At 50.4% G+C, this 23,363-nt stretch carries 15 protein-coding genes, 7 tRNA genes, 1 other RNA gene and 1 pseudogene; 2 read left to right on the forward strand and 22 right to left on the reverse strand.

Annotation, left to right across the window (positions count from 1 at the left end; all coding sequences use genetic code 11):
- Positions 1–241: 241 nt before the first annotated feature.
- The gene (locus BQ7480_RS11515; protein ID WP_072542974.1) at positions 242–1,735 is read right to left on the reverse strand and encodes a trypsin-like peptidase domain-containing protein; all 1,494 of its coding nucleotides are present in this window, start codon (positions 1,733–1,735) and stop codon (positions 242–244) included.
- 302 nt (positions 1,736–2,037) lie between these two features.
- Here BQ7480_RS11515 and rnpB point away from each other — a divergent pair.
- An RNA gene (gene rnpB, locus BQ7480_RS11520) (RNase P RNA component class A) lies at positions 2,038–2,400 on the forward strand.
- 24 nt (positions 2,401–2,424) lie between these two features.
- On the forward strand, positions 2,425–3,741 hold the full coding sequence (locus tag BQ7480_RS11525; RefSeq protein ID WP_072542975.1) for a YihY/virulence factor BrkB family protein: 1,317 nt from the start codon (positions 2,425–2,427) through the stop codon (positions 3,739–3,741).
- Positions 3,742–3,809: 68 nt separating this feature from the next.
- Here BQ7480_RS11525 and BQ7480_RS11530 read toward each other — a convergent pair whose 3' ends face one another.
- The 21 genes and pseudogenes from BQ7480_RS11530 to BQ7480_RS11635 form a co-directional block, all read right to left on the reverse strand.
- Complete coding sequence (locus BQ7480_RS11530) at positions 3,810–4,415, reverse strand: riboflavin synthase (protein ID WP_022354909.1); 606 nt, start codon at positions 4,413–4,415, stop codon at positions 3,810–3,812.
- Between the two features lie 37 nt (positions 4,416–4,452).
- Positions 4,453–4,665 carry a hypothetical protein gene (locus BQ7480_RS11535; RefSeq protein WP_072542976.1) on the reverse strand — a complete coding sequence of 71 codons (213 nt, stop codon included), beginning with the start codon at positions 4,663–4,665 and terminating at the stop codon, positions 4,453–4,455.
- A gap of 133 nt (positions 4,666–4,798) precedes the next feature.
- Positions 4,799–4,871, reverse strand: a tRNA-Gly gene (locus BQ7480_RS11540).
- A gap of 19 nt (positions 4,872–4,890) precedes the next feature.
- A tRNA-Gly gene (locus BQ7480_RS11545) sits at positions 4,891–4,966 on the reverse strand.
- 7 nt (positions 4,967–4,973) lie between these two features.
- Positions 4,974–5,054 (reverse strand) — tRNA-Leu (locus BQ7480_RS11550).
- A gap of 38 nt (positions 5,055–5,092) precedes the next feature.
- Positions 5,093–5,165 (reverse strand) — tRNA-Gly (locus BQ7480_RS11555).
- Positions 5,166–5,173: 8 nt separating this feature from the next.
- Positions 5,174–5,258 (reverse strand) — tRNA-Leu (locus BQ7480_RS11560).
- A gap of 30 nt (positions 5,259–5,288) precedes the next feature.
- Positions 5,289–5,372 (reverse strand) — tRNA-Leu (locus tag BQ7480_RS11565).
- Positions 5,373–5,405: 33 nt separating this feature from the next.
- Positions 5,406–5,478, reverse strand: a tRNA-Gly gene (locus BQ7480_RS11570).
- A 359-nt stretch (positions 5,479–5,837) separates the two neighbouring features.
- Positions 5,838–7,004, reverse strand: coding sequence for a carboxynorspermidine decarboxylase (gene nspC, locus BQ7480_RS11580; protein WP_394332627.1), 1,167 nt, complete (start codon positions 7,002–7,004; stop codon positions 5,838–5,840).
- 12 nt (positions 7,005–7,016) lie between these two features.
- A complete protein-coding gene (locus BQ7480_RS11585; RefSeq protein ID WP_072542978.1) occupies positions 7,017–9,368 on the reverse strand; it encodes an ATP-dependent helicase in 2,352 nt (783 codons plus the stop codon).
- A 212-nt stretch (positions 9,369–9,580) separates the two neighbouring features.
- Positions 9,581–10,945, reverse strand: coding sequence for a PFL family protein (locus tag BQ7480_RS11590; protein ID WP_072542979.1), 1,365 nt, complete (start codon positions 10,943–10,945; stop codon positions 9,581–9,583).
- Positions 10,946–10,962: 17 nt separating this feature from the next.
- A complete protein-coding gene (locus BQ7480_RS11595; RefSeq protein WP_072544009.1) occupies positions 10,963–11,235 on the reverse strand; it encodes an ACT domain-containing protein in 273 nt (90 codons plus the stop codon).
- A 149-nt stretch (positions 11,236–11,384) separates the two neighbouring features.
- A complete protein-coding gene (mazG, locus tag BQ7480_RS11600; protein ID WP_072542980.1) occupies positions 11,385–12,170 on the reverse strand; it encodes a nucleoside triphosphate pyrophosphohydrolase in 786 nt (261 codons plus the stop codon).
- Between the two features lie 73 nt (positions 12,171–12,243).
- Positions 12,244–12,798 (reverse strand): hypothetical protein, encoded by a 555-nt coding sequence (locus BQ7480_RS11605; RefSeq protein WP_072542981.1) that lies wholly within the window; start codon positions 12,796–12,798, stop codon positions 12,244–12,246.
- Positions 12,799–12,808: 10 nt separating this feature from the next.
- Entirely contained in the window at positions 12,809–15,088 is a 2,280-nt protein-coding gene (locus BQ7480_RS11610) for a GH92 family glycosyl hydrolase (protein ID WP_072542982.1), read from the reverse strand.
- Between the two features lie 96 nt (positions 15,089–15,184).
- Complete coding sequence (locus BQ7480_RS11615) at positions 15,185–16,756, reverse strand: RagB/SusD family nutrient uptake outer membrane protein (RefSeq protein WP_139255766.1); 1,572 nt, start codon at positions 16,754–16,756, stop codon at positions 15,185–15,187.
- A gap of 65 nt (positions 16,757–16,821) precedes the next feature.
- A pseudogene (locus BQ7480_RS11620) lies at positions 16,822–17,682 on the reverse strand (SusC/RagA family TonB-linked outer membrane protein); the annotation flags it as partial.
- A gap of 59 nt (positions 17,683–17,741) precedes the next feature.
- A complete protein-coding gene (locus BQ7480_RS11625) occupies positions 17,742–20,756 on the reverse strand; it encodes a SusC/RagA family TonB-linked outer membrane protein (protein WP_072542985.1) in 3,015 nt (1,004 codons plus the stop codon).
- 278 nt (positions 20,757–21,034) lie between these two features.
- Entirely contained in the window at positions 21,035–22,708 is a 1,674-nt protein-coding gene (locus tag BQ7480_RS11630; RefSeq protein WP_072542986.1) for a metallophosphoesterase family protein, read from the reverse strand.
- 240 nt (positions 22,709–22,948) lie between these two features.
- Positions 22,949–23,326: a NifB/NifX family molybdenum-iron cluster-binding protein gene (locus BQ7480_RS11635; RefSeq protein ID WP_072542987.1), complete on the reverse strand. Its 378-nt coding sequence runs from the start codon at positions 23,324–23,326 to the stop codon at positions 22,949–22,951.
- Between the last annotated feature and the right edge of the window lie 37 nt (positions 23,327–23,363).

A 23,363-nucleotide genomic window follows, 5' to 3' on the forward strand; every position in this document is an offset into this window, starting at 1 on the left:
GTACAAAAGTACATAAAATTTTTTATTCTGACAGCGATTTTCCGAAGAAAGAATCTATAAATTTCTTAAACCTGCCTTCATTCTCTCTTTTTGTCAACCGCGCGTCAAAAAGGAAACAGAGCAGACGGTCCGATTGTTCATTCCACGTACGGATTGTCCGCTCCTATAGCCAGAAGCCAAAGAAGGCGCTTCGGAGGTTCGAAGCGCCTTCATGTGGAAAAATCTTTCTACCTTAATTATGTTATTCTGCCTGTGACAAATCTACAGCATAGTTGGCACGTTTGCCTGACGGATATACACCTGTCATGAACAGTACCTGATCGGCTGACTGGGAAGCGGCTTTCATCACGTTTTCCAAATCCTGTACGCTACGCAACTGCTTGCCATTGGCTTTCAGGATAATAAATCCTTTGCGGATACCGCTGTCTTTCATTCTTCCGTCACTGACACCGGTTACTTCCACCCCATAGCCCAGGTTCAACTGTTCCTTCAGTTCTTTCGGCACAGCACGGAAGGCAGCACCCAGGATTTCCATATCTGCCTGTTTTACTACTTTAGTCGTTCCCTGAGAATTCTTCAAGGTAATGGTAAAGGTCTTTTCTTTCTTGTCACGCAAAACAGTCACCTTCACTTTGTCACCCGGACGATACTTAGCCAGCATACCTTGCAGGTCGGCCATGGTCTTCACCTTGCTGTCATTCAGCTTCAGGATAACATCGTTCTTCTGCAAGATTCCGTCGGCTGAACCGCCTTCGGTTACTTCTACCACCTGTACACCTTCGGTAGCACCCAGCTCCTTCTGTTCCTTACGGATTTCATCCGGATAAACCTCGTTACCCATGTCACGACCGCCGATACCCAGCAATGCACGCTGTACGGTACCATATTGCTTCAAGTCGGTTACCACCTTGGTCATGATGCTTACCGGAATGGCGAAACCATAACCGGAATACGCTCCTGTCGGAGAATACAGCATGGCGTTGATACCTACCAATTCACCCTTGGCATTGACCAGCGCACCTCCACTGTTACCTTGGTTGATGGCGGCATCTGTCTGGATGAAGGATTCCACCTGATTGGCACCCAAACCACGGGATTTCGCACTGACCACACCGGCGGTCACTGTAGACCCCAGATTGAACGGGTTACCGACTGCCAGTACCCACTCACCTACTTTCAGGTTGTCGGAGTTACCGACCACGATAGCCGGGAAATCATCTCCTTCAATCTTGACCAATGCCAAGTCGGAAGTCGGGTCCGTACCGATGACACGACCTTTCATCTCGCGTCCGTCGTGCAGCTTCACGTTGATTTCATCCGCTCCGTCAATCACATGGTTGTTGGTCACGATGTAACCATCCTTGGAGATGATGACGCCTGAACCGAAACCTCTCTGTTCCGGAGTCTGAACTTGTTGCTGGCGGCCTCGTCCGTCACCAAAGAAGAAATCGAATATATCGGGCTGTTGAATTGTCTGAATCTTGCTACGCTGAATAGACATGATATGTACCACGGAGTTCAACGTGCTTTCCGCCGCTTTTGTCAAATCGACCGGCTGCATGCTGGATGCGTCGAACGCTGCCGTACGCAAAGGAGATGCAGTGTCAAAAGCTTCATAAAAAGACGCGTTTGCCTGATTTTTCTCCATCATGGCATACGCCGTAACGCCGGCCACTCCGGCACTCAGTGCAATGACTGCTACTGAACCTATCGCAAACTTAGTTGTTGTTTTCATATCTTCTATTGTTTAAAATGTTAATTTCGATATTGTTTTAACTTTTCATTTGCTAAAGTAGAACAAATTCCATACGAGTGTACTCTTCCCCGGTTCTTTTTTCCGTCTTTTAACAATGCCTAGAAAAGCATTAACCGCAGTTAACTGCCAAATCTGCCAAATTTACATTCATTACCAGTGGAATAGTGACACCGCTGACAAATCGTCCTGCCCGCCAGATTCCATTCAGAAGGGTCCAAATGAAAGAATCCCGCCAATTATAGCACAAATTCCGTTTATTTGCGTACCTTTGCACAGAGAAAGCAGCTGGTCGGTCTGTCGCTGATACTATATATAGGTAGAAGAGGAAAGTCCGGGCAACACAGAGCATCCTACTTCCTAACAGAAAGCCGCCTGCAAAGGCAGAGTAATGCAGAAGAAAATAACCGCCTCCACCCGGAGGTAAGGGTGAGAAGGTAGGGTAAGAGCCTACCAGCCGTATAGTGATATGCGGGCTGTGCATCTTAGGAGTTGTAAGGTCATGTAAACCGGCATCAACGAGGGTTGCTCGCCCCACGTCGGAGGGTGGACCGCTAGAGCCTGCCGGTGACGGCAGGCGTAGATAAATGACAGGCTCCCCTGCACCTGCAGGGTGACAGAACCCGGCTTATAGACCGGCTGCTTTCTTTTTCACCATAAACACACGAACCATGAATGCCCGAATTAAAGCGCTGATTCATTTCCTCGACGATGGAATATGGCGCATCCGAGAAGATGAGGTGTCTCACCTCCAGTGGAAACTCTATACTTATCTCAAGATTGTCTATCTTTCCATCATCCAGTTCATCAACGACCGCATCGTGGTACGTGCCTCCGCACTGACCTACAGCACCCTGCTTTCCATCATCCCCATCCTGGCCCTGCTGTTTGCCATCGCCCGCGGCTTCGGATTCGACACCCTCATCGAGTCGCAGTTCCGGAGCGGAATGACCGGTTCGCAGGCCGAACTGATTATCAGCTGGATCAATTCCTACCTGGAACACGCCCAAAGCGGTGTCTTCATCGGCATCGGCCTCATCATGCTGCTGGGCACCATCCTGCTGCTGATTGACAATATCGAGCGCAGCTTCAACGCCATCTGGCAAGTCAAGAAACCCCGCAGCGTATTCCGGCAGATTACCGACTACTTCTCCATGATTCTACTGCTTCCTATCCTGCTGGTAGCCTCCAGCGGCCTCACTATCTTCATGACTACCTACGTGAAGGAAATGCAAAACTTTATGGTACTGGCCCCGATACTGAAATTCTTTGTCCGCCTCATCCCCTACGCTCTTATCTGGGGAATGTTCATCGGACTCTACACTTTCATGCCCAACACGAAAGTCAAACTGACACACGCCTGGCTGCCCGGCATACTGGCCGGAAGTGCGTTCCAAGCCTTCCAGTACTTTTACATCAACAGCCAGATATGGGTATCGAATTACAATGCCATCTACGGAAGTTTCGCCGCCATCCCTCTATTCCTGCTGTGGACACAGATTTCCTGGAGCATCTGCCTGTTTGGCGCCGAAATGAGCTACATCAGCCAGAACGTCTCCACCTTCAATTTCGGAAAGGAAACAGCCCACATCAGCCGCCGCTTCCACGACTTTTTCTGCACCATCATCCTGAGTTCCATCTGCAAGCGGTTCGCCACGGGCGGCAGACCTTACACGGCAGAAGCCCTCAGCAAAGAACATAAAATCCCCATCCGGCTGACCAAAAGCATCTTATACGAGCTTCAGGACATGCGGCTGATTTACGAAGCGGGGGCCGGAGGGGAAGAAAAGTCGCGCGAACCTCAATACCTCCCCGGCATCGACATCAACCAGCTGAGCGTAGGCACCCTCCTCAGCCAGCTGGATGCCAACGGGGCCGAGGATTTCAAGGTAGACCCCACCCATTATTCGGCTGCCTGGAAAACCCTGATAGACGCCCGCAAGGAGTTTACGGAAAAAAACAGTCAGATTTTACTCAAAGACCTATAAACGATTCAGGCGCAGCTTCCGGAAGTGCTCCGGGAACTGCGCCTGAAAAGCAAGAACCTCACTGGCCCTTATTTCGTGAGCTGCATCATGCGACTCAAATACTTTCCGATAATATCGAATTCGATGTTCACCACACTGCCCACCTTAATAGTATGGAAGTTGGTATGCTCGTAAGTGTAAGGAATGATGGCTACCTGAAAACTGTCGGCCGTCGGGTTGCAGACAGTCAGGCTCACCCCGTTCACCGTGACGGAGCCCTTGTCTACCGTAAAATAGCCGCGCTTGGCCATTTCCTTGTCAAAATCATACTTGAACGTGAAGTACCAGCTACCCTGCGCATCGTCGATGGCCGTACAAACCGCCGTCTGGTCTACATGCCCCTGCACGATGTGTCCGTCCAGCCGTCCGTTCATCATCATGCTGCGTTCCACGTTCACCTTGTCACCCGGAACCAGCAGGCCGATATTGGAACGTTCGATGGTTTCCTTCATGGCCGTCACCGTGTAAGTGCCGTCCTGAATGCTCACCACCGTCAGGCACACGCCGTTATGAGACACACTCTGATCAATTTTCAACTCGTCGACAAACGAACACTTCAGCGTCAGGTGGAGGTTTTCCTGATCCTTTACCACCTTCACCACTTCCGCATATTCTTCTACTATTCCAGAAAACATAAATTCTTATGGTTTTAATGATATACTACACACGTTCTCACTTTTTCTTGGGCGGTATCGGACTGCTCCATACCACTTCTCCATCGGACGCCACAACCGAGATTGTACCCCCGGCATAATCGTCAATGTAACTGTTGCCTTTCACCAGCATATCTTCCGCCATGTGGATGGCCTTTTCGGGAGTCTTGATGGAAAACCCCTTATTGTCGCTCGAACTTCCGTCCGAGAAATAAATATCATACGTTTTCATGACTTTTTCCTTTTTCTGATTGTAGGCGCAAATATATCAAATTCCTTATAATACCCGCAATAGATATTCAAAAAAATCCACACTAGAAAACGCATAAAAAAAGAGAAAACAACTGGCGCTGTCTTCTCCTCCGAGCGGAAAACGAGACTCGAACTCGCGACCCTAACCTTGGCAAGGTTATGCTCTACCAACTGAGCTATTTCCGCAAATTTTCAGTAAACAAATTGGAGCGGAAAACGAGACTCGAACTCGCGACCCTAACCTTGGCAAGGTTATGCTCTACCAACTGAGCTATTTCCGCAATGTAGTGCCCAGAACAGGACTCGAACCTGCATGCCTCTCGACACACGCACCTGAAACGTGCGCGTCTACCATTCCGCCACCTGGGCATTACGGCCTTTCGACCTTCTCGCATCAAAAATGCTTGAGCGGAAAACGAGACTCGAACTCGCGACCCTAACCTTGGCAAGGTTATGCTCTACCAACTGAGCTATTTCCGCAATTTCTGTGAAGGAAATGAGACTCGAACTCACACGACATAAACTGTCACCACCCCCTCAAAGTGGCGCGTCTACCAATTCCGCCATTCCTCCAAAAAGAAAAAGAAAAGAATTGTTTTTTCGTGGTGCCCAGAACAGGACTCGAACCTGCATGCCTCTCGACACACGCACCTGAAACGTGCGCGTCTACCATTCCGCCACCTGGGCATTTGCTTAGCGCAACTCTTTTCTTTTTCACTGAGCGGAAAACGAGACTCGAACTCGCGACCCTAACCTTGGCAAGGTTATGCTCTACCAACTGAGCTATTTCCGCATCATTTCTACAACCGTTCATCATTTTCCCGATTGCGAGTGCAAAGGTAGTCCTTTTTTTGAAACTACCAAAACAATCGGGTATCTTTTTTTGAAAAAAGTGATATTTTTAAGTGAAGGCATTTTGCCGTTCCAAGGTACTCCTGCCTTATTTCCGGTCGGAAGAAGTTGGAAATGAAGACTTTTTGAAAGGAAAAAGAAAGGTTCTCCAACCTACAAAAAAAACGCAAGGACGTTTGAACGAAAACGTACTTGCGTTTCAATCCAAACGCACTTGCGTTTTGCTTCAAACGTAAGTGCGTTTGAAGCAAAGCGTCTAAGCGTTTTCCAACCAACGCCTAGACAGACTCCACAACAGACTCAGCACATGCGGTCGCGATAATCCTCGTAATGGAAGGTGCGATACACCTCCAGCTCGCCGTCGGTATGCAGAATGGCAATCGACGGGTGATGAATACCATTAAACATATTCGTCTTGACCATAGTATAGTGAATCATGTCTTCAAACACAACCCGCTCACCCACCTGCAGCTCATGGTCGAACTTCCAGCTGCCCATGTAGTCACCGCTCAGGCAACTGTTACCGCCCAACCGGTACACATGCTCTTCTTTCGAAGCGGTTTTTACGGCATCGGCAGGTAACGATTCTGCATCACGCACCCGTGGCTGATAAGGCATCTCCAGGCAGTCGGGCATGTGGCAGGTGAAGCTGACATCAAGAATGGCTGTCCGTATGCCCCGGCTTTCCACCACGTCGACCACCGAAGCCACCAACGGTCCTGTCTGCCAGGTGAAGGCCGAGCCTGGTTCCAGAATGATTTTCAGGTGCGGATAGCGCGACCTCAACCCTTGCAACAGGCGAATCAGATGGTCCACATCATAATCGGCCCGTGTCATCAGATGGCCTCCTCCCAGATTCAGCCATTTCAGCTGCGGAAACCAGCGGCTGAATTTCTCCTCAATGTGCTGAAGCGTGCGTTCCAGTTCGTACGAGCTCGATTCGCAATGGCAATGGCAATGAAATCCTTCGATTCCTTCCGGCAACTGCTCCGGCAGCAAATCGGCCGTCACGCCGAAACGGGTACCCGGTGCACAAGGATTGTACAGCTCCACCTCCACTTCCGAATATTCGGGATTGACACGGATGCCGCAGGACACCGGTTCCGGATTCGCCTTGGCCATCGGATAGAACCGTTCAAACTGTGACAGCGAGTTGAAGGTGATGTGGCTGCTGTATTTCAGGAAAGCCGGAAAGTTCTGTGCCGTATAGGCGGGTGAATAGGTATGTGCCTTGCTACCAAACTCTTCGAAAGCCAGACGGGCCTCGTATTCGGAACTGGCCGTAGTGTATCGGATGTATTCCCGGAAAATCGGGAATGATTTCCACATGGCGAAGGCCTTAAACGCCAGAATAATTTCCACCCCTGCCGTATCGGCCACGTGCTTAATCAATGTGAGATTCTTTCTCAGCAATTCCTCCTCCATGACATAGCACGGAGAGGGTATCTTGTCCCAGTCTTTTATCATTGTCTTTCTTATTTATTTTGTTTCATCGATTACTTTAAAACGGGCGAACTTCAGCAAGAGCTGCTTTACCCCGGCATGCTGGAACTGCACCGTTGCCTTGCAGTTGTCTCCACTGCCTTCCACCTTGGTCACTTCTCCCTTGCCGAAACGTTCATGCTCTATCCACATGCCGGCCGACAGTTCCCCTGCCGACGGACTAGAAGAAGCAGTGGAAGGAGTAGCATCCGGAATACGGCGCAACGTGCGAGGAGGCACAAAACGATGGGGCTCTTCCGGCATCGGGCCTCCGTCGAACATCGACGGTCCGCTTTCACGAGGCTCTCGTTCGTAGGAAGCGCGACTGGCCTCTTTCCGGAAACGGCTGGCCTTTTCCTCGATGCGCCCGACCATCAGTTCCTCCTGCGGCAGTTTCAGGTAACGCACATCGATGTCTTTCAGGAAACGGCTCGGGTTGCAGAACTCCATCTTACCATACTTGAAACGGCTCTTGGCATACGACAGGTAGCAGTGGTCTTCCGCCCGGGTGACGGCCACATAAAACAGGCGGCGTTCTTCTTCCAATGCCCGATAGGAAGCCGACGACAGCGGACTGGGAAACAGATTCTCTTCCATCCCCACCACAAACACGTTGCGGAACTCCAGTCCCTTGGCCGAATGGATGGTCATCAGTGTCACCTTCGACTGCGTTTCTCCCTTGTCTTCATCCTGGTCGGTGAGCAGGGCAATCTCCGACAGGTAATCGGCCAGCAGCAGATGAGGATTCCCCTCTTCCTGCCGTCCCTCACAGAAATCACGCATGCCGTTCACCAGTTCCTCGATGTTTTCCTGTCGGCTCAGATTCTCGGGCGAGCGGTCCTGATACACTTCCGCCATGATGCCCGAACGGCGCACCAGTTCCATGCCCACCGTATAGGCATCCTTTTCCTGGGCCATCGTCACAAACTCCGCAATCAGGTCACGGAAGCCCTGCAACTTGGTATGGATACCCTTGTTCAATGTCAGCCCGTAGCTCAGCGGTTCGCACAACACCTTCCACAGACTCACCTGAAAACGGCTGGCAGCCTCCGCCAGTTTACCCAGCGTCGTATTCCCGATGCCGCGCGCCGGATAATTGATGACCCGCTTGAAAGCCTCTTCATCGTTCGGATTCACTACCATCCGAAAATAGGCCACGACGTCTTTCACTTCCTTGCGCTGGTAGAACGACAGTCCCCCATAGATACGGTACGGAATACCGCGCTTGCGCAACGCCTCTTCGAAGATACGGCTCTGGGCATTCGTACGGTAAAGGATGGCACAGTCGTGATAGGCATAGTCTTCCTTCGCATGCAACTGCACAATCTTATTGGCCACAATCTCTCCTTCTTCCACATCGCTGTAGGCTGCAAACACCCCAATAGGCTCCCCTTTGTCCTTTTCTGAAAATACATCCTTCCGAATCTGGTCGCGGTTTTTCGCAATCAGGCTGTTGGCCGCGTTGACAATGGTCTGCGTGGACCGGTAATTCTGTTCCAGCTTGAACAGACGGGCATCTTTATAGGTACGGGTAAAATTCAGGATGTTGTCGATGTTGGCCCCACGGAAGGAATAGATGCTCTGTGCATCGTCGCCCACCACGCACACGAACTGCTGTTTCTGCGTAAGCTGGAGCACAATGCTATGCTGGGCGAAGTTCGTGTCCTGATACTCATCCACCAGGATATAACGGAAACGTGCCGCATACTTGTCGCAGATGTCCGGACGCGTGTGAAACAACAAATAGGTATAAAGCAGCAGGTCGTCGAAATCCATGGCGTCACTCTGCCGGCAACGGTTCCAGTAGCGCGCATAAATTTCCCGCACCAACGGCACCTTCGCCGCCTGGTCCGCCTCCACCAGCTCTGCATTTGCCGCGTATGCCTCCGGCAGTACCAGATGGTTCTTGGCCTGACTGATGCGTCCCTGCACCATGCCCGGCTTGTACACCTTGTCGTCCAGATTCATTTCCTTGATAATGGTCTTCACCAAGCTCTTGGAATCCGTCGCGTCGTAAATCGTGAAATTGGACGTAAAGCCCAACGCCTCAGCCTCCGCCCGCAGAATACGGGAAAAAATGGAATGGAAAGTCCCCATCCAGAGATAACGGGCCCGCTCCGGCCCCACTTGGCGGGCGATACGCTCCTTCATCTCGCGGGCTGCCTTGTTGGTAAAGGTCAATGCCAGAATGGACCACGGCTCATACCCGTTGTCCAGCAGATAGGCTATCTTGTAGGTCAGCACGCGCGTCTTTCCAGAACCGGCTCCTGCAATCACCAGGGAGGGTCCCTCGTTGTACATCACCGCCTCGCGCTGACTGTCATTCAGTTCATTCAAATAATCCGTCATACAGGTCAAAATATTTCCGTCGCAAAGATAGCACAAATCCGGCAGTGTCCTAGCACTTTTTCTGCCCTCCGGCAAAACATTTTCCGCCTTCAGTTGTTATATGTAAAGAGTAAATACAATTACCATCGTATTAAGGTTATAAGAGAAAGGGAGGCTCAACGGTTGTCCAACCGGCTGAGCCTCCCTCTTATCTATCTGTTTCGATTTCAATATCAGTTCTTGAAGCTATGAATCGGTGCCGGAATCCGTCCGCCACGGTTCACGAAAGCCTCACAGCTGTAACGGTTGACCGGCATTACGGGTGCATAACCCAGCAAGCCGCCGAATTCCACCGTATCGCCCACTTCCTTGCCTACCACCGGAATCACGCGCACCGCCGTGGTCTTCTGGTTCACCATGCCGATGGCTGCCTCGTCGGCGATTACCCCCGAAATGGTAGCGGCAGTTGTACTTCCCGGTATGGCTATCATGTCCAGCCCTACTGAGCAGACACACGTCATGGCCTCCAGCTTCTCAATGGTCAGAGCACCTGCTTCAACGGCATCAATCATTCCCTGATCTTCACTTACCGGAATAAAGGCACCGCTCAGTCCCCCCACATACGAAGACGCCATCACGCCTCCTTTCTTCACCTGGTCGTTCAACAAAGCCAAGGCTGCCGTCGTTCCCGGAGCCCCCGGATATTCCAATCCGATTTCCTGCAGAATTTCGGCCACACTGTCGCCCACCGCCGGCGTCGGAGCCAGTGAAAGGTCGATGATACCAAACGGCACATTCAGACGTCGTGAAGCCTCCTGAGCCACCAGCTGTCCCACACGTGTAATCTTGAATGCCGTGCGCTTGATGGTTTCACAAAGCACTTCGAAACTCTTTCCGCGGATTTGCTCCAAGGCATATTTTACCACGCCCGGACCGCTGACACCCACGTTAATCACTGCATCCGGTTCGGATACGCCGTGGAAGGCACCTGCCATAAAGGGGTTGTCATCAGGGGCATTGCAGAGCACCACCAGCTTGGCACAACCCAACGAGTCGCGTTCCTTGGTCATTTCGGCCGTTTCCTTGATGATTTCACCCATCAGTTTCACCGCATCCATGTTGATACCCGTCTTGGTAGAACCTACGTTCACGGAACTACAGATACGCTCCGTACAAGCCAGCGCTTTCGGAATAGAACGAATCAGCAATTCATCGCTGCGGCTCATTCCTTTAGAAACAATCGCAGAATAACCGCCGATAAAATTGACCCCCAGTTCTCCGGCCACCTTGTCCAAAGTTTTGGCAATCTGCACATAATCATCCGGCGTCTTGCAGGCCGTTCCCCCCACCAATGCAATCGGTGTGATGGAAATTCGCTTGTTCACGATAGGAATACCAAATTCCTTGGAAATGTCCTCTCCCGTTCTGACCAGGTCTTTTGCCAGTCCGGTAATCTTATTGTATATATTCTGACAAAGCACCTCCAGGTTGCTGTCCGCACAATCCAACAGGTTGATACCCATCGTAATGGTACGCACATCCAGGTTTTCCTGCTCTATCATCTTATTGGTTTCCAGAACCTCTGTTATATTGATCATACCGTTTCTCCTTTTCGTTAGATACGATGCATTTTATCAAAGATTTCCTCGCGCTGGCACTTAATCTGCACCCCGATTTCCGCACCGACATTGGTCAGCTCGGTAACAACCTCTTCAAAAGGTTTTTCCAGTTTGGTCATATCCACAATCATCATCATTGTGAAATATTCCTGTACGATGGTCTGAGAGATATCCAGAATGTTCACCTTATTCTCTGCCAGATAAGTACACACCTGGGCAATGATACCCACGGTATCCTTGCCTACGACTGTAATAATAGCTTTGTTCACCATTTCCTTTTTTTAAAATTTTTGTTTATGTTTCGCAAAGGTAGAAAAATCTTTCAATATGTTATTCTTTCAGAAAGATATTTTTCCAGAAACGTCCAATCACATTAAAAGAGCAACACTTTGAAACACATTGCAGGTGCATTCCCTTGTCAGAGACCTTTCGCCTTTGCTTCGTTCCAGATGGCATCCATCTCTTCCAGCGACATATCGTTCAGGTTCTTCCCTTCCTTGATGGTATGCGCTTCCAGGTAATTGAAACGGCGGATAAACTTCTGGTTGGTCCGCTCCAGCGCATTGTCCGGATTGATTTTATAGAGCCGGGCTGCATTAATCAGGCTGAACATTACGTCGCCAAACTCGGCTTCCGCCTTGTCCTTGTCCATCTGTCCTACTTCTGCCTCGAACTCTCCGATTTCCTCTTTCACCTTGTTCCACACCTGCTCACGTTCTTCCCAATCGAAGCCTACGTTGCGAGCCTTGTCCTGAATACGATAGGCCTTAATCAGGGAAGGAAGAGCCTCAGGCACACCGCTCAAAACCGACTTGTTGCCGTCCTTTTCCTTCAGTTTAATTTGCTCCCAGTTCTCGGACACCTGTTCCGCCGTATCGGCCTTGACTTCCCCAAACACGTGCGGATGACGGAATATCAATTTGTCGCACAACTTGTCGCACACGTCCTTGATGTCAAAATCACCGGTCTCACTGCCAATCTTGGCATAGAACACCACGTGGAGCAACACGTCGCCCAATTCCTTACAGATGTTTTTCTTGTCGTCCTTCATCAGGGCATCACAGAGTTCATACACCTCTTCAATGGTGTTCGGACGCAAACTTTCGTTAGTCTGTTTGCGGTCCCACGGACATTTCACCCTCAACTCGTCCAGCACGTCGAGCAGACGTCCGAACGCTTCCAGTTTTTCTTCTCTTGTATGCATGATTTAAATCCTTTCTGTTTTTGCTCTGCAAAGGTACGACAAAAAAACAAAATCTGCGATATATTCTATTTCATCACTTCTTCATCACTTCCACCTGCCAGTTCACCTCCAGCGGATTGTTTGCCATCCGCCAGATGATGGGCAACGACGGATTGTCCCATATCCACATTTCTCCGCCCTCGTAACGGTCGACCACGTGGAGCAACGGACGTCCGGCATTCTTCTCCGACGCATCTTCCACCCGGTCATAGGTTGTGTGGTTAAAGTCCATGCTTCCCGTCTCCTTCAACTGTTTCAAGACGTTCTGCGGCACTACATACACGGTTTCCGCATCCGACAGCTGCAAGTGGTTTCCATCGTCCGGCTGCAAGAAACACAGCTGACTTCCGCTTTCCAAGGCCTTCGGAGTCATGGTGTAACTGCCCGACTGCCAGTGCATATTACGCTCTATACCCCAGTTCATCCGTAAACCACCATCCTGTTCACAGAAAACCACCTGATAACGGCGGGTCTGTCCGTGCAACTTAAACACGAACTTCAATGTGTCTGACACTACAGTCTGTGCCGGCAGCATGCCCGTACCCAGCAGGCATGCCGCAAAAAAACCGATAAGATATTTCTTTTTCATACGCGTTCCTCTATTTATCCAGTCCCATTTCCTTTCCCCAGTTTCCGGGTTTCTTTCCCATTTTCAATACTAGTTCACCACCGGCAATGATATCCTTGTGGCGCAACGTAGAATACGGATAATCCTTTCCGTTCAGTGTCACACTCTGAATATAACAGTTTTTATCGGAAAGTCCCTGTGCCACAATCTTAAAGTCCTTCCCGTCTGCGAGATGGAAAGTAGCGGAAGCCAGTAGCGGCGTGTGAATCAGGTAGTAATCCTGTCCGGCATTGGGATACAAGCCTACCATGTGGAAAGCCAGCCAGGATGACATAGCACCCGAGTCATCGTTGCCCGGCAATCCTACCGGACCGTCATTGTAATTCTTTGCAATGATTTCGCGGATACGGTCGCTCGTACGCCATGGCTTTCCGAGCCAATGATACAGACAGGAAGTCAGGAACGAAGGTTCGTTGTTGACATTGAAGAAGTCCTTGTCGAAGAAAATATCCAAGCGTTTCTCAAAAGCCTCAGCTCCCCCGCATTTTTCAATCAAGCCCGGCACATCGTGCGGAATGCTCAAGGAATATTCCCACGAACTGGCTTCATAGAAAAACATGCTCCACCACTTAGTGTACCACGGCCCTTCGAAAATGACCGGTGTATATTTGAATTTCGGCTGCACCCGGGTGGAGTGTCCGAATGGAATGGAATCCAGCCAGTTGCCGTCCTTATCGCGCGGCATGATGAAACCTTTGGCACCTGCATGCTCGTAATCACTGCGCCACAGATTCTTCCAGTTCTCAGACTGTTTCATATATTGCTGATACAAGTCTTCCTTACCCAGCCCCTTGGCCACCTGTGCAATGGCATAATCACAATAAGCATACTCGATGGTGCGGTTGCCGGCACGGTCAATACCGTGAGGAATGTAGCCCAATTCCAGGTAAGGAATCAGTCCCCCACGTCCTTCGGCTTCTTCGTTATCGCCAGGAGGAACCGTGGCATCCTTCAGCATGGCCTGCAAGCCCAATTCGTAATCAATCCCCTTCAATCCTTTTACAAACGCATCTGCAATCACGATTTCCGCATTGGAACCTCCCTGCGTACGTCCGTTGCTGTTTCCGCTACGAGAATCCGGCATGTAACCGTCACGTTTGTAGATATTAATCAACGAGCGTACGATATCCACCTGACGCTGCGGGTCAATCAATGTAATCAACGGGAACGAGCTGCGATACGTATCCCAGATGGCATAAAAATCATCGTAATAAGGTTCCGGATCGCTCCAGAGCGGGTTTTCCCCCGAACGGTCTACCGGCATCAGCATGGTGTGATACAAAGCGGTGTAGAACATACGTTTTTTCGCTTCTGGAGCAGACGGGTCGATTTCTATTTTCTGGAACAACTTTTCCCACTGCGCCAGCAAACCGTTATGTACCTCTTCGAACGACCAGTGAGGAATTTCTGAGTGAGCATTGAACCTGGCCTTCTGGCTGCTCAGGAAAGAGATACCCACTTTCAGTTGTACTACTTTGTCGGATTTCGCAAAACGCAGCAAAGCCCCAGTTTTTTCTGCTGAATCATACTGCGACTGTGCATCGGTGATGCGGTTGCCTTTCCACGTGAGCGACTGCACAAACGGACGGTCGGTTTCCGCATAGAAATACACCGTGTACGCCTTTCCATTGTTCCACCCACCACGGATACGGGTATAACCAGCCACCTCATGGTCAGACAACACCTGTATTTCGGAACCGACAAACTGCTGTGCTTCCCGCTCGTCGGGTATCGGACTTTCTCCCAGGAAGAAACCGGCATCCACCGCCAATGATTTCAAGGAATCCTCCGGATACGTGAAACGATAGAAAGAAGCCCGGTTCGACGTGGTGATTTCCGTACGGATGCCACTCTGCTTGAAACGGGTATCATAATATCCCAGCTGAATCGTTTCATACTCGCGGTAATCAATGTGACTTACACGGTCCATACCGTCACTAAAGGGAGTCACCAACACATTCCCGTATTTCGGTCCCCCTCCGGTACCGCTGACGTGCACCTGCGCAAAGCCGTCCACCCGTTCAGGCATCGGCAGCCATCCGCTGTTGGGCGAAGGCGTACAATCCGGCGAAGGTTTCACCATTCCAAACGGACACGACGGTCCGACAAACACACGCCCCAGCCCTTCCGACCCGATGCGCGGGTCGACGTATGAAGCGTATTCAAAAGAATCTCCGGGAGCCTGTCCTCCCGCTGTTCCCATACAGACTAATCCTAACAGAAACAGCCACACTGATTTCGTGTTCCACATAAGCAATTCATATAAAGTTTAACATTCTATATAGAGACGAGCAAAGCTCCAGATGGTCAAATGTCATCTGGAGCCATTGCTATTCATCTTTTTCTATCAATAACCCGGATTCTGTTTCCAGTTGGTATTGTTGTTCAACGCATCGATACTCAACGGCCACAAGCGGTATTGAGGATTCTTTGCATTCGGGTTAAACTGGTCCTTGAAGCCCCAAGGCTCTTCAAATTTTCCGAAACGGATCAGGTCGTTACGACGCCAGTGCTCGTCGAGGAATTCACGTCCACGCTCATCCAGGATTTCCTGCAGGCTCGGGTCGTGGTCCAGCAGCGGAGCGTTCACATACGCACGGATCTGGTTGAACAGGCTCATCGGGGTATCGCCGTTAGTAGCTGTACCACCACGGACAATAGCTTCACATTTCATCAGGATAATGTCTGCATAACGGAAGATTGGCACGTCGTTGTCCTGGTTACGGCTGAAGTTGTTATAGTCGTTGATGTCCGGGAAGAACTTGATGGAACGGTAACCCTGTGTCCAGCCCTTCAGGTCCGCACCGCAGTTCAGGTCGGCGTTAGGCACGATGGGAGGATTGGCTGTCAGGTCTTCCTTCAAGGTGATGGCCTTGGTGAAAGTCACGTTCTCACCACCATACGTGTTGCGGATGTTGGTCGGGTCACCGGTGGCATTGTCATACTGGTATACGTCGAAGGAAGGCAGTCCGATGTTCTCACCGGTACTACCGGCAATCACGTCGTTACGACGGTCACCCGGCAGGCAGAACAATTCTACGAATTCAGGAGTCAGTGCCATATTACCACCCACTGAGTTACTCATTTCGATGCTGTAGAAACCGTTGCTGTTCTGACCACGACGCCATGTACGGAAACGGGCGAAGGTCATACCCTGAACTGTTTCTGCATCATACGGCATGGCGTAGATGAAGTCCTTGATCTGTGAGCCGTTGGTATACATGAACTTGGTCTTGTAGTCGTCGCTCAGGTCAAAATGGCCGGAAGCGATGACACGGTCGCAGGCTTTAATACACTCATTCAGTTTCTCATTCTTGTCATTGGCGTTCCAGCTTGAACTGGTCACGTCCTTGGTATAGACGTTCCAGTTGATGTACAGCTTGGCCAGCAGGGCATCCACCATCCAGCGGGTCGGCTTGCCATAAGTGGAGGCATCCACGTTCTCGTAGCAGTTGTCGCGTACGGCAAGCAGTTCCGATTCAATCCACTTGGCCACGTCGGCACGCGGGGAACGGTCAATCTTTTCGTCGTCGGCCAGCAGGTGGTCGATGATAGGAGTATCACCCCAGTGGTCCATGATCATGAAGTGGTAGAAGGCGCGCACGGCACGTACCGGAGCCAGGTCCTCGTCGGACACACCGCCGGCGCTCAGGTCGAACAGGACACGGTTACAGTTGGTGATGGCACTCTGCAGCTCATCGAACACGTTCAGCTGGTTCTTTGAGTTGGTCGGGTCGATCATGTGCAGTGAGAAGTTTGCCATATCACGACCGTTCAGGTAGTCACCGTCGAAGCTGACGGCTGTGTACTCATCCGAGTTGCAGGATACGCCCTCGTCGAAACGGCGGCCAATGGCGTTGCGGAATCCATAGAAAGCGTTGCTCATCTGGGCCTCTATGGCGATTTCCGAATTGGGCATCTCGGTATATTGGGATTCAATATTAACGTCCAGATCGGTACAACCGAATGCGGTAAGTGCCAGANGTTTGAGTTACGGGTAGCACCCAAGATACGGTATTGTGAGGAAGTACCGTTGGCATCCACGTAAGTGAACCAGCCGGTAGAACCGTAGATAGGACGGGAATAGAAGGCATCGAATCCCAGTGAGTTACCGCTGACACCGTAGCCGACACGCAGCTTCAAGTCATCGAACACGCTCTGGTTCTTCATGAAATCCTCTTCCGTGATACGCCATGCGGCAGATACAGAGGGGAAGGTACCCCAGCGGTTGTTGACACCGAATGCGGAAGAACCGTCACGACGTACAGTGGCCTGCAACAGGTATTTGCTGTTGAAACTGTAGTTGACACGTCCGTAGAAGGAAATCATACGCAGGGTGGACAGGTTGTTGCTGATCACATCGTTGATGGAGATGTTGTTGGCCACGCCCAGATTGTGATAAGTCAGGTCATCGTTGTAGAAGTTGTACACCTTCAAACCGAAACCGTCGCTGTTGTCGGCCTGTTCCCAGGAGTAACCCAGCATGACGCCCACCTTGTGCGCATCGGCAAAGGTATGATTCCAGTTCAGGTAAGTTTCCATTTGCTTACGAGTGTTTTCCAATGTACTGCGGTCAGCTTGGCCATTACGTGAAGCCACGCTCGGCAATTCAGTCTTGCTGCTGTTGTAGTTGCTGTAGATGTACTGCTGGTTCTGGTAAGACAGGTTCAGGTTCCAGTCCAGACCGTCGAGGATGTGGAGTGTGGCCTGTGCCGTTCCCTGCAGCAGCTTCTCTTTCGTGTCATAGCGGTCTTCGCTGATCATGCGGACCGGGTTGAAGTTCTGTGAAATCTGTGTGTTGCCATACCAGGAACCGTCCGCATTTTTGACGGGAACCAGCGGGCTGNAAGGCACCAGTCAATATATTTCTTGTTTTCATATCTTAAAATCTCCTGTGTTAAGGGTTAGAAATTCACGTTTACGCCCACCATGAAGGTACGTGTACGCGGGTAAGTGGTATTACGCCAGTCCATACCCGGTTCCAGGCCGCCCAGACTGATTTCAGGGTCTACACCTTTGTAACCGGTGATGGTGAATACGTTGTTGCAAGTGGCATACAGGCGCAGGTTGTTGACCCAGTTGCCCAGTTTGCCGAAGTTATAGCCTAAAGTCAAGGTAGACAGACGGAGGTAGGAACCGTTTTCCAGGTAGCGGTCGGACGGAGCCTGTGCACGTGAGTCGTGTGCGTTCTGTCCTTCAGCCACTTCTGCCAGCACGTTCTTACCGTTGCTTACCAGGCTCACGTTGTTGTAGTAGCAGCGGGTGGCGTTGAAAATCTTGTTACCGGCCACACCCTGGAAGAAGGCGGTCAGCGTCCAGTTCTTCCATGTGAAGTCGTTGTTCCATCCGTAAGTCAGTTTCGGCTGGGCTGATCCGTGAGGACGGCGGTCTTCGTCTGCCGGAGCGTCTGTAGTACCGATCAGGTTGCCGTCGGCATCGTAGTCGTTGAAGATGGAGCCTCCGTTTTCATCATAGCCGGCCCATTCATACAGGTAGAACTGTCCGAGCGGGGCACCTTCCATGATACGCTGTACCTGTGTGCTGGTGTAACCACCTACATCCGGATTGGCACGGTCGCTGTATTCTACAGAATATGTGTCGTTTGAAAGTTTCTCTACCACGTTCTTGTTGTGAGACAGGTTAAGTGTGGTGCTCCATGTGAAGTTGTGTGTCTTCACCGGAACGGCGTTAATGGTGATTTCCACACCTTTGTTGCTGATGTCACCTACGTTGGCAGTCATCCATCCGTAAGGATAACGGTTGGTGGAAACCGCATAGTCGAAAATCAAGTCGCTGGTACGCTTGTCATAATATTCGATGGTACCGGTCAGCCGGTTGTTCAGGAAGCCGAAGTCCACACCGATGTTGAACATGCCGGTGGTTTCCCATTTCAAATCCGGGTTTGAGTTACGGGTAGCACCCAAGATACGGTATTGTGAGGAAGTACCGTTGGCATCCACGTAAGTGAACCAGCCGGTAGAACCGTAGATAGGACGGGAATAGAAGGCATCGAATCCCAGTGAGTTACCGCTGACACCGTAGCCGACACGCAGCTTCAAGTCATCGAACACGCTCTGGTTCTTCATGAAATCCTCTTCCGTGATACGCCATGCGGCAGATACAGAGGGGAAGGTACCCCAGCGGTTGTTGACACCGAATGCGGAAGAACCGTCACGACGTACAGTGGCCTGCAACAGGTATTTGCTGTTGAAACTGTAGTTGACACGTCCGTAGAAGGAAATCATACGCAGGGTGGACAGGTTGTTGCTGATCACATCGTTGATGGAGATGTTGTTGGCCACGCCCAGATTGTGATAAGTCAGGTCATCGTTGTAGAAGTTGTACACCTTCAAACCGAAACCGTCGCTGTTGTCGGCCTGTTCCCAGGAGTAACCCAGCATGACGCCCACCTTGTGCGCATCGGCAAAGGTATGGTTCCAGTTCAGGTAAGTTTCCATTTGCTTACGAGTGTTTTCCAATGTACTGCGGTCAGCTTGGCCATTACGTGAAGCCACGCTCGGCAATTCAGTCTTGCTGCTGTTGTAGTTGCTGTAGATGTACTGCTGGTTCTGGTAAGACAGGTTCAGGTTCCAGTCCAGACCGTCGAGGATGTGGAGTGTGGCCTGTGCCGTTCCCTGCAGCAGCTTCTCTTTCGTGTCATAGCGGTCTTCGCTGATCATGCGGACCGGGTTGAAGTTCTGTGAAATCTGTGTGTTGCCATACCAGGAACCGTCCGCATTTTTGACGGGAACCAGCGGGCTGTAGTAGTACATGGCATCCAATACGCTCTGGCCTTGTCCGCCGGTAGGACCTGTAGAGCTGTTACGTACGCTGGCATTGACGCTGAAGGCCAGTTCCAAGCGGTCGTTCAGGGCCTTTGTCTGTACGAAAGAACGGGCATTGAGACGGTCCATGCTGGTGCCGCGTACCACACCCTGGCGGTCCATGAAGTTGATGGAGGCGCTGTAGCTGGTCTTCTCGTTACCTCCGTTGATGGATACGTTGTGGTTATGGCTGAAACCGGTGCGGAGCACTTCGTCCTGCCAGTTGGTATTGGCCGGGTTGTTGACGTCATAATACGGAGACAGGTCGATGTTGTTCTTGCTTGCAAAGTCCAGCAGCTGGTCTGCCGACATCATGTCGAGAGTGTTCATCGTCTTGTCCCATGCCACGTAGCCGCTGTAGCTTACGCTGGTATGTCCGTCCTTCTTTCCTTTCTTGGTTGTCACGATGATTACACCGTTGGCTGCCTTCGAACCGTAGATGGCGGTGGCAGAGGCATCGCGGAGCACATCGATGCTTTCGATGTCATCCGGGGCGATGAGTGACAGGCTGGCGCCCGGCACACCGTCGATTACATAGTACGGCTCCATGGCTTCACCTGCACGCAGTGAGGAAGCACCACGCAAAGAGATGGAAGCTGAACCGTTCGGGTCACTGGTGTTGGCCACTGTCAGTCCCGGAACTTTACCTTGCAGCATCTGTGCAGGGCTGGTTACGACACCCACGTTCAGGTCTTCTGCCTTTACGGAAGTGATGGAGCTGGTCACATCCTTACGCTGCATGCTACCGTAACCGATGACTACCACTTCATCCAAGGTTTCCGTATCATCTTTAAGCGTTACATTTACCACGTTTGAATTTACTTTTATTTCTTGTGTTACAAACCCGATAAAAGAAAACACCAGTGTTTTTCCTTTCGGTACATTTACAGTATATTTTCCGTCAATGTCTGTCACCGTACCGTTGGTGGTTCCTTTTTCAAGTACATTCACCCCGATCAAAGGCTCACCAGTCGGGTCGGTTACGACACCTCTCACCTGGTTCTGAGCAAATGCCAAGGTACTACTCAATAAAAACAACACAAAGAACAAGCCTTGTGTCAATGTTCTTTTCCTTTCTGATTGTACATTAAGCATAATACAAATTTTTAGTTAGAAATAATCTATTTTTTCGACGGCAAAGGTAAACCGACGGTATTACAAAAATATTTCCAGACGATTAAATTTGTATTTAATAAGCTAGTATTCAGCAATTTACATACACAACCATCCCTACCTTATTACTTTACAATGATAAGGAACGGTCAGATTCATTCGGGACTTTCCCTAATGAACCTGACACAAAATTAGATAAACGTAACGTAACAAAAGAGGAAAATAATGCAAACCAGGAGGGAAATAGTACACTTTTCGGTCTATTCCGCTTCTATTTCCTCATTTTTCAGGTTAATCCGGAAATTCACGCACGGTTCCCCGTTCAGGAATGCCTGGAACAAGACCGACAAATCCCGTACATATTCCACCGCTGGTGAAGCCGATGCAGAGGTCTGCGTGCGGTCAAACAAATAACGATAAGCAGCCAAACGCTCTGACGGAATATCTCTCAAGGCAAGCCGGTCGGCATAACGCAAGCGATAAAGGTCGAGAATCATGTCTTCCATGCGCCATTGCGTCCATTCGGCCTCCGCCGATTTGTCCTCCCCGGTCACTTCCTGTAGCAAGCGGGCCCCCGTAAACTTCAAGTAAGGCTTCCAGCTTTCCGGCAAATCGCGCGGAATGAAACGCACACGTACCAAGTCACGGAACTGATAATCGCAAAATTCACGATATGTGCAGGAAGAAAGAATTTCTTTGTTCCACACCGGCGAACGGCCTTTCAAGGAATCCGAACGGTATTCAGCCTGATACAAAGGAAACAACTGAGCGAATCCTGCCACCGAATCGAGCGTCACCGTTTCCACCCGGAACTCTTCCGGATGCTCAATGGTCAGAATTTTGTAGGCCGGCATATAGGTAGCCAGCGAAGGTATCTGTATGTTATAAAGTTTCTTTCCATCCTTTCCTTCCCAGATGCCCGTGTCATTCACGTGCATGTGTCCGGCAAAATGCAGACGAATACCCGCTTCCAGAAAAGCTTCGCTCACCTCCGCTTCCGGCACACGATCCAAGTCGAAACGACGGTTGCCCCATATCTTCTTCACGTAGTCCGACACACCGTCGTTGAAATCCACCAGCGGATAATGTGAGAAGGTGACCAGCGTTTTATGCAATCGCCGGGCTTCGGCCACCACCTTCCGTACCCACGGCAATAAAAAGGCTTTATGTGCCAGTACATTATTATATCCTATACTGGAACCTTGGTACACCATCTTTCCCTCTTTCATACCTTTCGGCAGATAGGCTCCCCCGTCGATGGCCAGCAACCAGAGTCCGTCTACCGGCTCCACCAGATAACTGGCATCTATTGCAGTCAGCGAATCGCACAAGGTATAGGTTCTTCTTTCGAGCCCCCCTTCCTTTTGCGCCTCTTTATAGCTGTATTTTTCATACGTGTAGGAAGTAAATGGGGTTTCCCAATATCGGTATTCCTTTTGTGGGAAAAAGCCGAAGGTCGCGTAACACTTCATCTGGTCGGCATAGCCGGCACATGAATCTTCCCGCGTTACTCGAGTGCCGTCGGCAGCCAGATAGTTCACATTCTTCTGTTTCAGTCCAAACGGAAGCGCCGGATCATGATTGCCGGTGGTGACAAAAAACCGCATTCCCTTCCGACGAGTATAACCGTCGAGAATCTCTTTCATCTTTTGCTGGTTGAAAAACTGCCCATTGTCGGTCAGGTCACCCGACAAGACCACCAGACGAATGTTTCTCTGGGCTACGTCGTTCAACGCAGTCAGAAAAGCATAATAATTTTCATTGAACAAACGAGTAGACTGTACCTGTACTTCCATGGAACGTACCCGTTCGGGATGCCCGTCAATATCCTGAATATGTGCGTCCGATATAAACGCAATCTGTGTCTGCGCGTTGCCCGTCAGCGTCATTCCCCCTAAAACGGCTGCCAGCAACAAGAAAATAATCCTATTCATAAAAGCATGATTGAAAATCAATCACAAAGATACGAATTTTCCGGGATGTGAAACCACCGCTGCTTTCTTTTCATCATCCCCGCATTTTCTTTTAAATGCTCATAAGGATTCTCTGTTCCACAGTTTGGAATTTATATCCCACACTGTGAAATATATATCCCACACTGTGGTTTTTGTATTTCACAGTGTGGGACAGAGAAATTTCCCCTTCATTTCATCTTAAATGAAAAGGGGAAAAAATTAATGGTGTGCGCACTGATGCGTTTCTCCTTCATGATGATGCGCACATTCCACTCCGGAATCCTGTATTTTTCCAGCCAGGTAATCTTCGGCTACCTGCATCACCGAACCCTGACAGCCTCGGATGACCGTAATGCCACAAGCCGAGAGCTTGGCCAGTGCACCGGCCCCCATGTTTCCTGCCAGCATCACCGTCACTCCGTCGGCCTGCAGTTTGGACGCGATATCCGACTTGCAGCCACATCCTTGCGGAGAAGGAAGCACCTGCGTACGCGTGATGCGGTTCTCTTCGTCCACCGTAAAAATCGTATAAAACTCACAATGAACGAAATGGTCGTCTACTACTCCGTTCCGAGTAGGTAAAGCTATTTTCTTCATTTTATTGATTGTTTAAAACATTCTCTATGCAAAAGTA

It is taken from the genome of Bacteroides mediterraneensis (assembly GCF_900128455.1).
Classification (GTDB): Bacteria; Bacteroidota; Bacteroidia; order Bacteroidales; family Bacteroidaceae; genus Phocaeicola; species Phocaeicola mediterraneensis.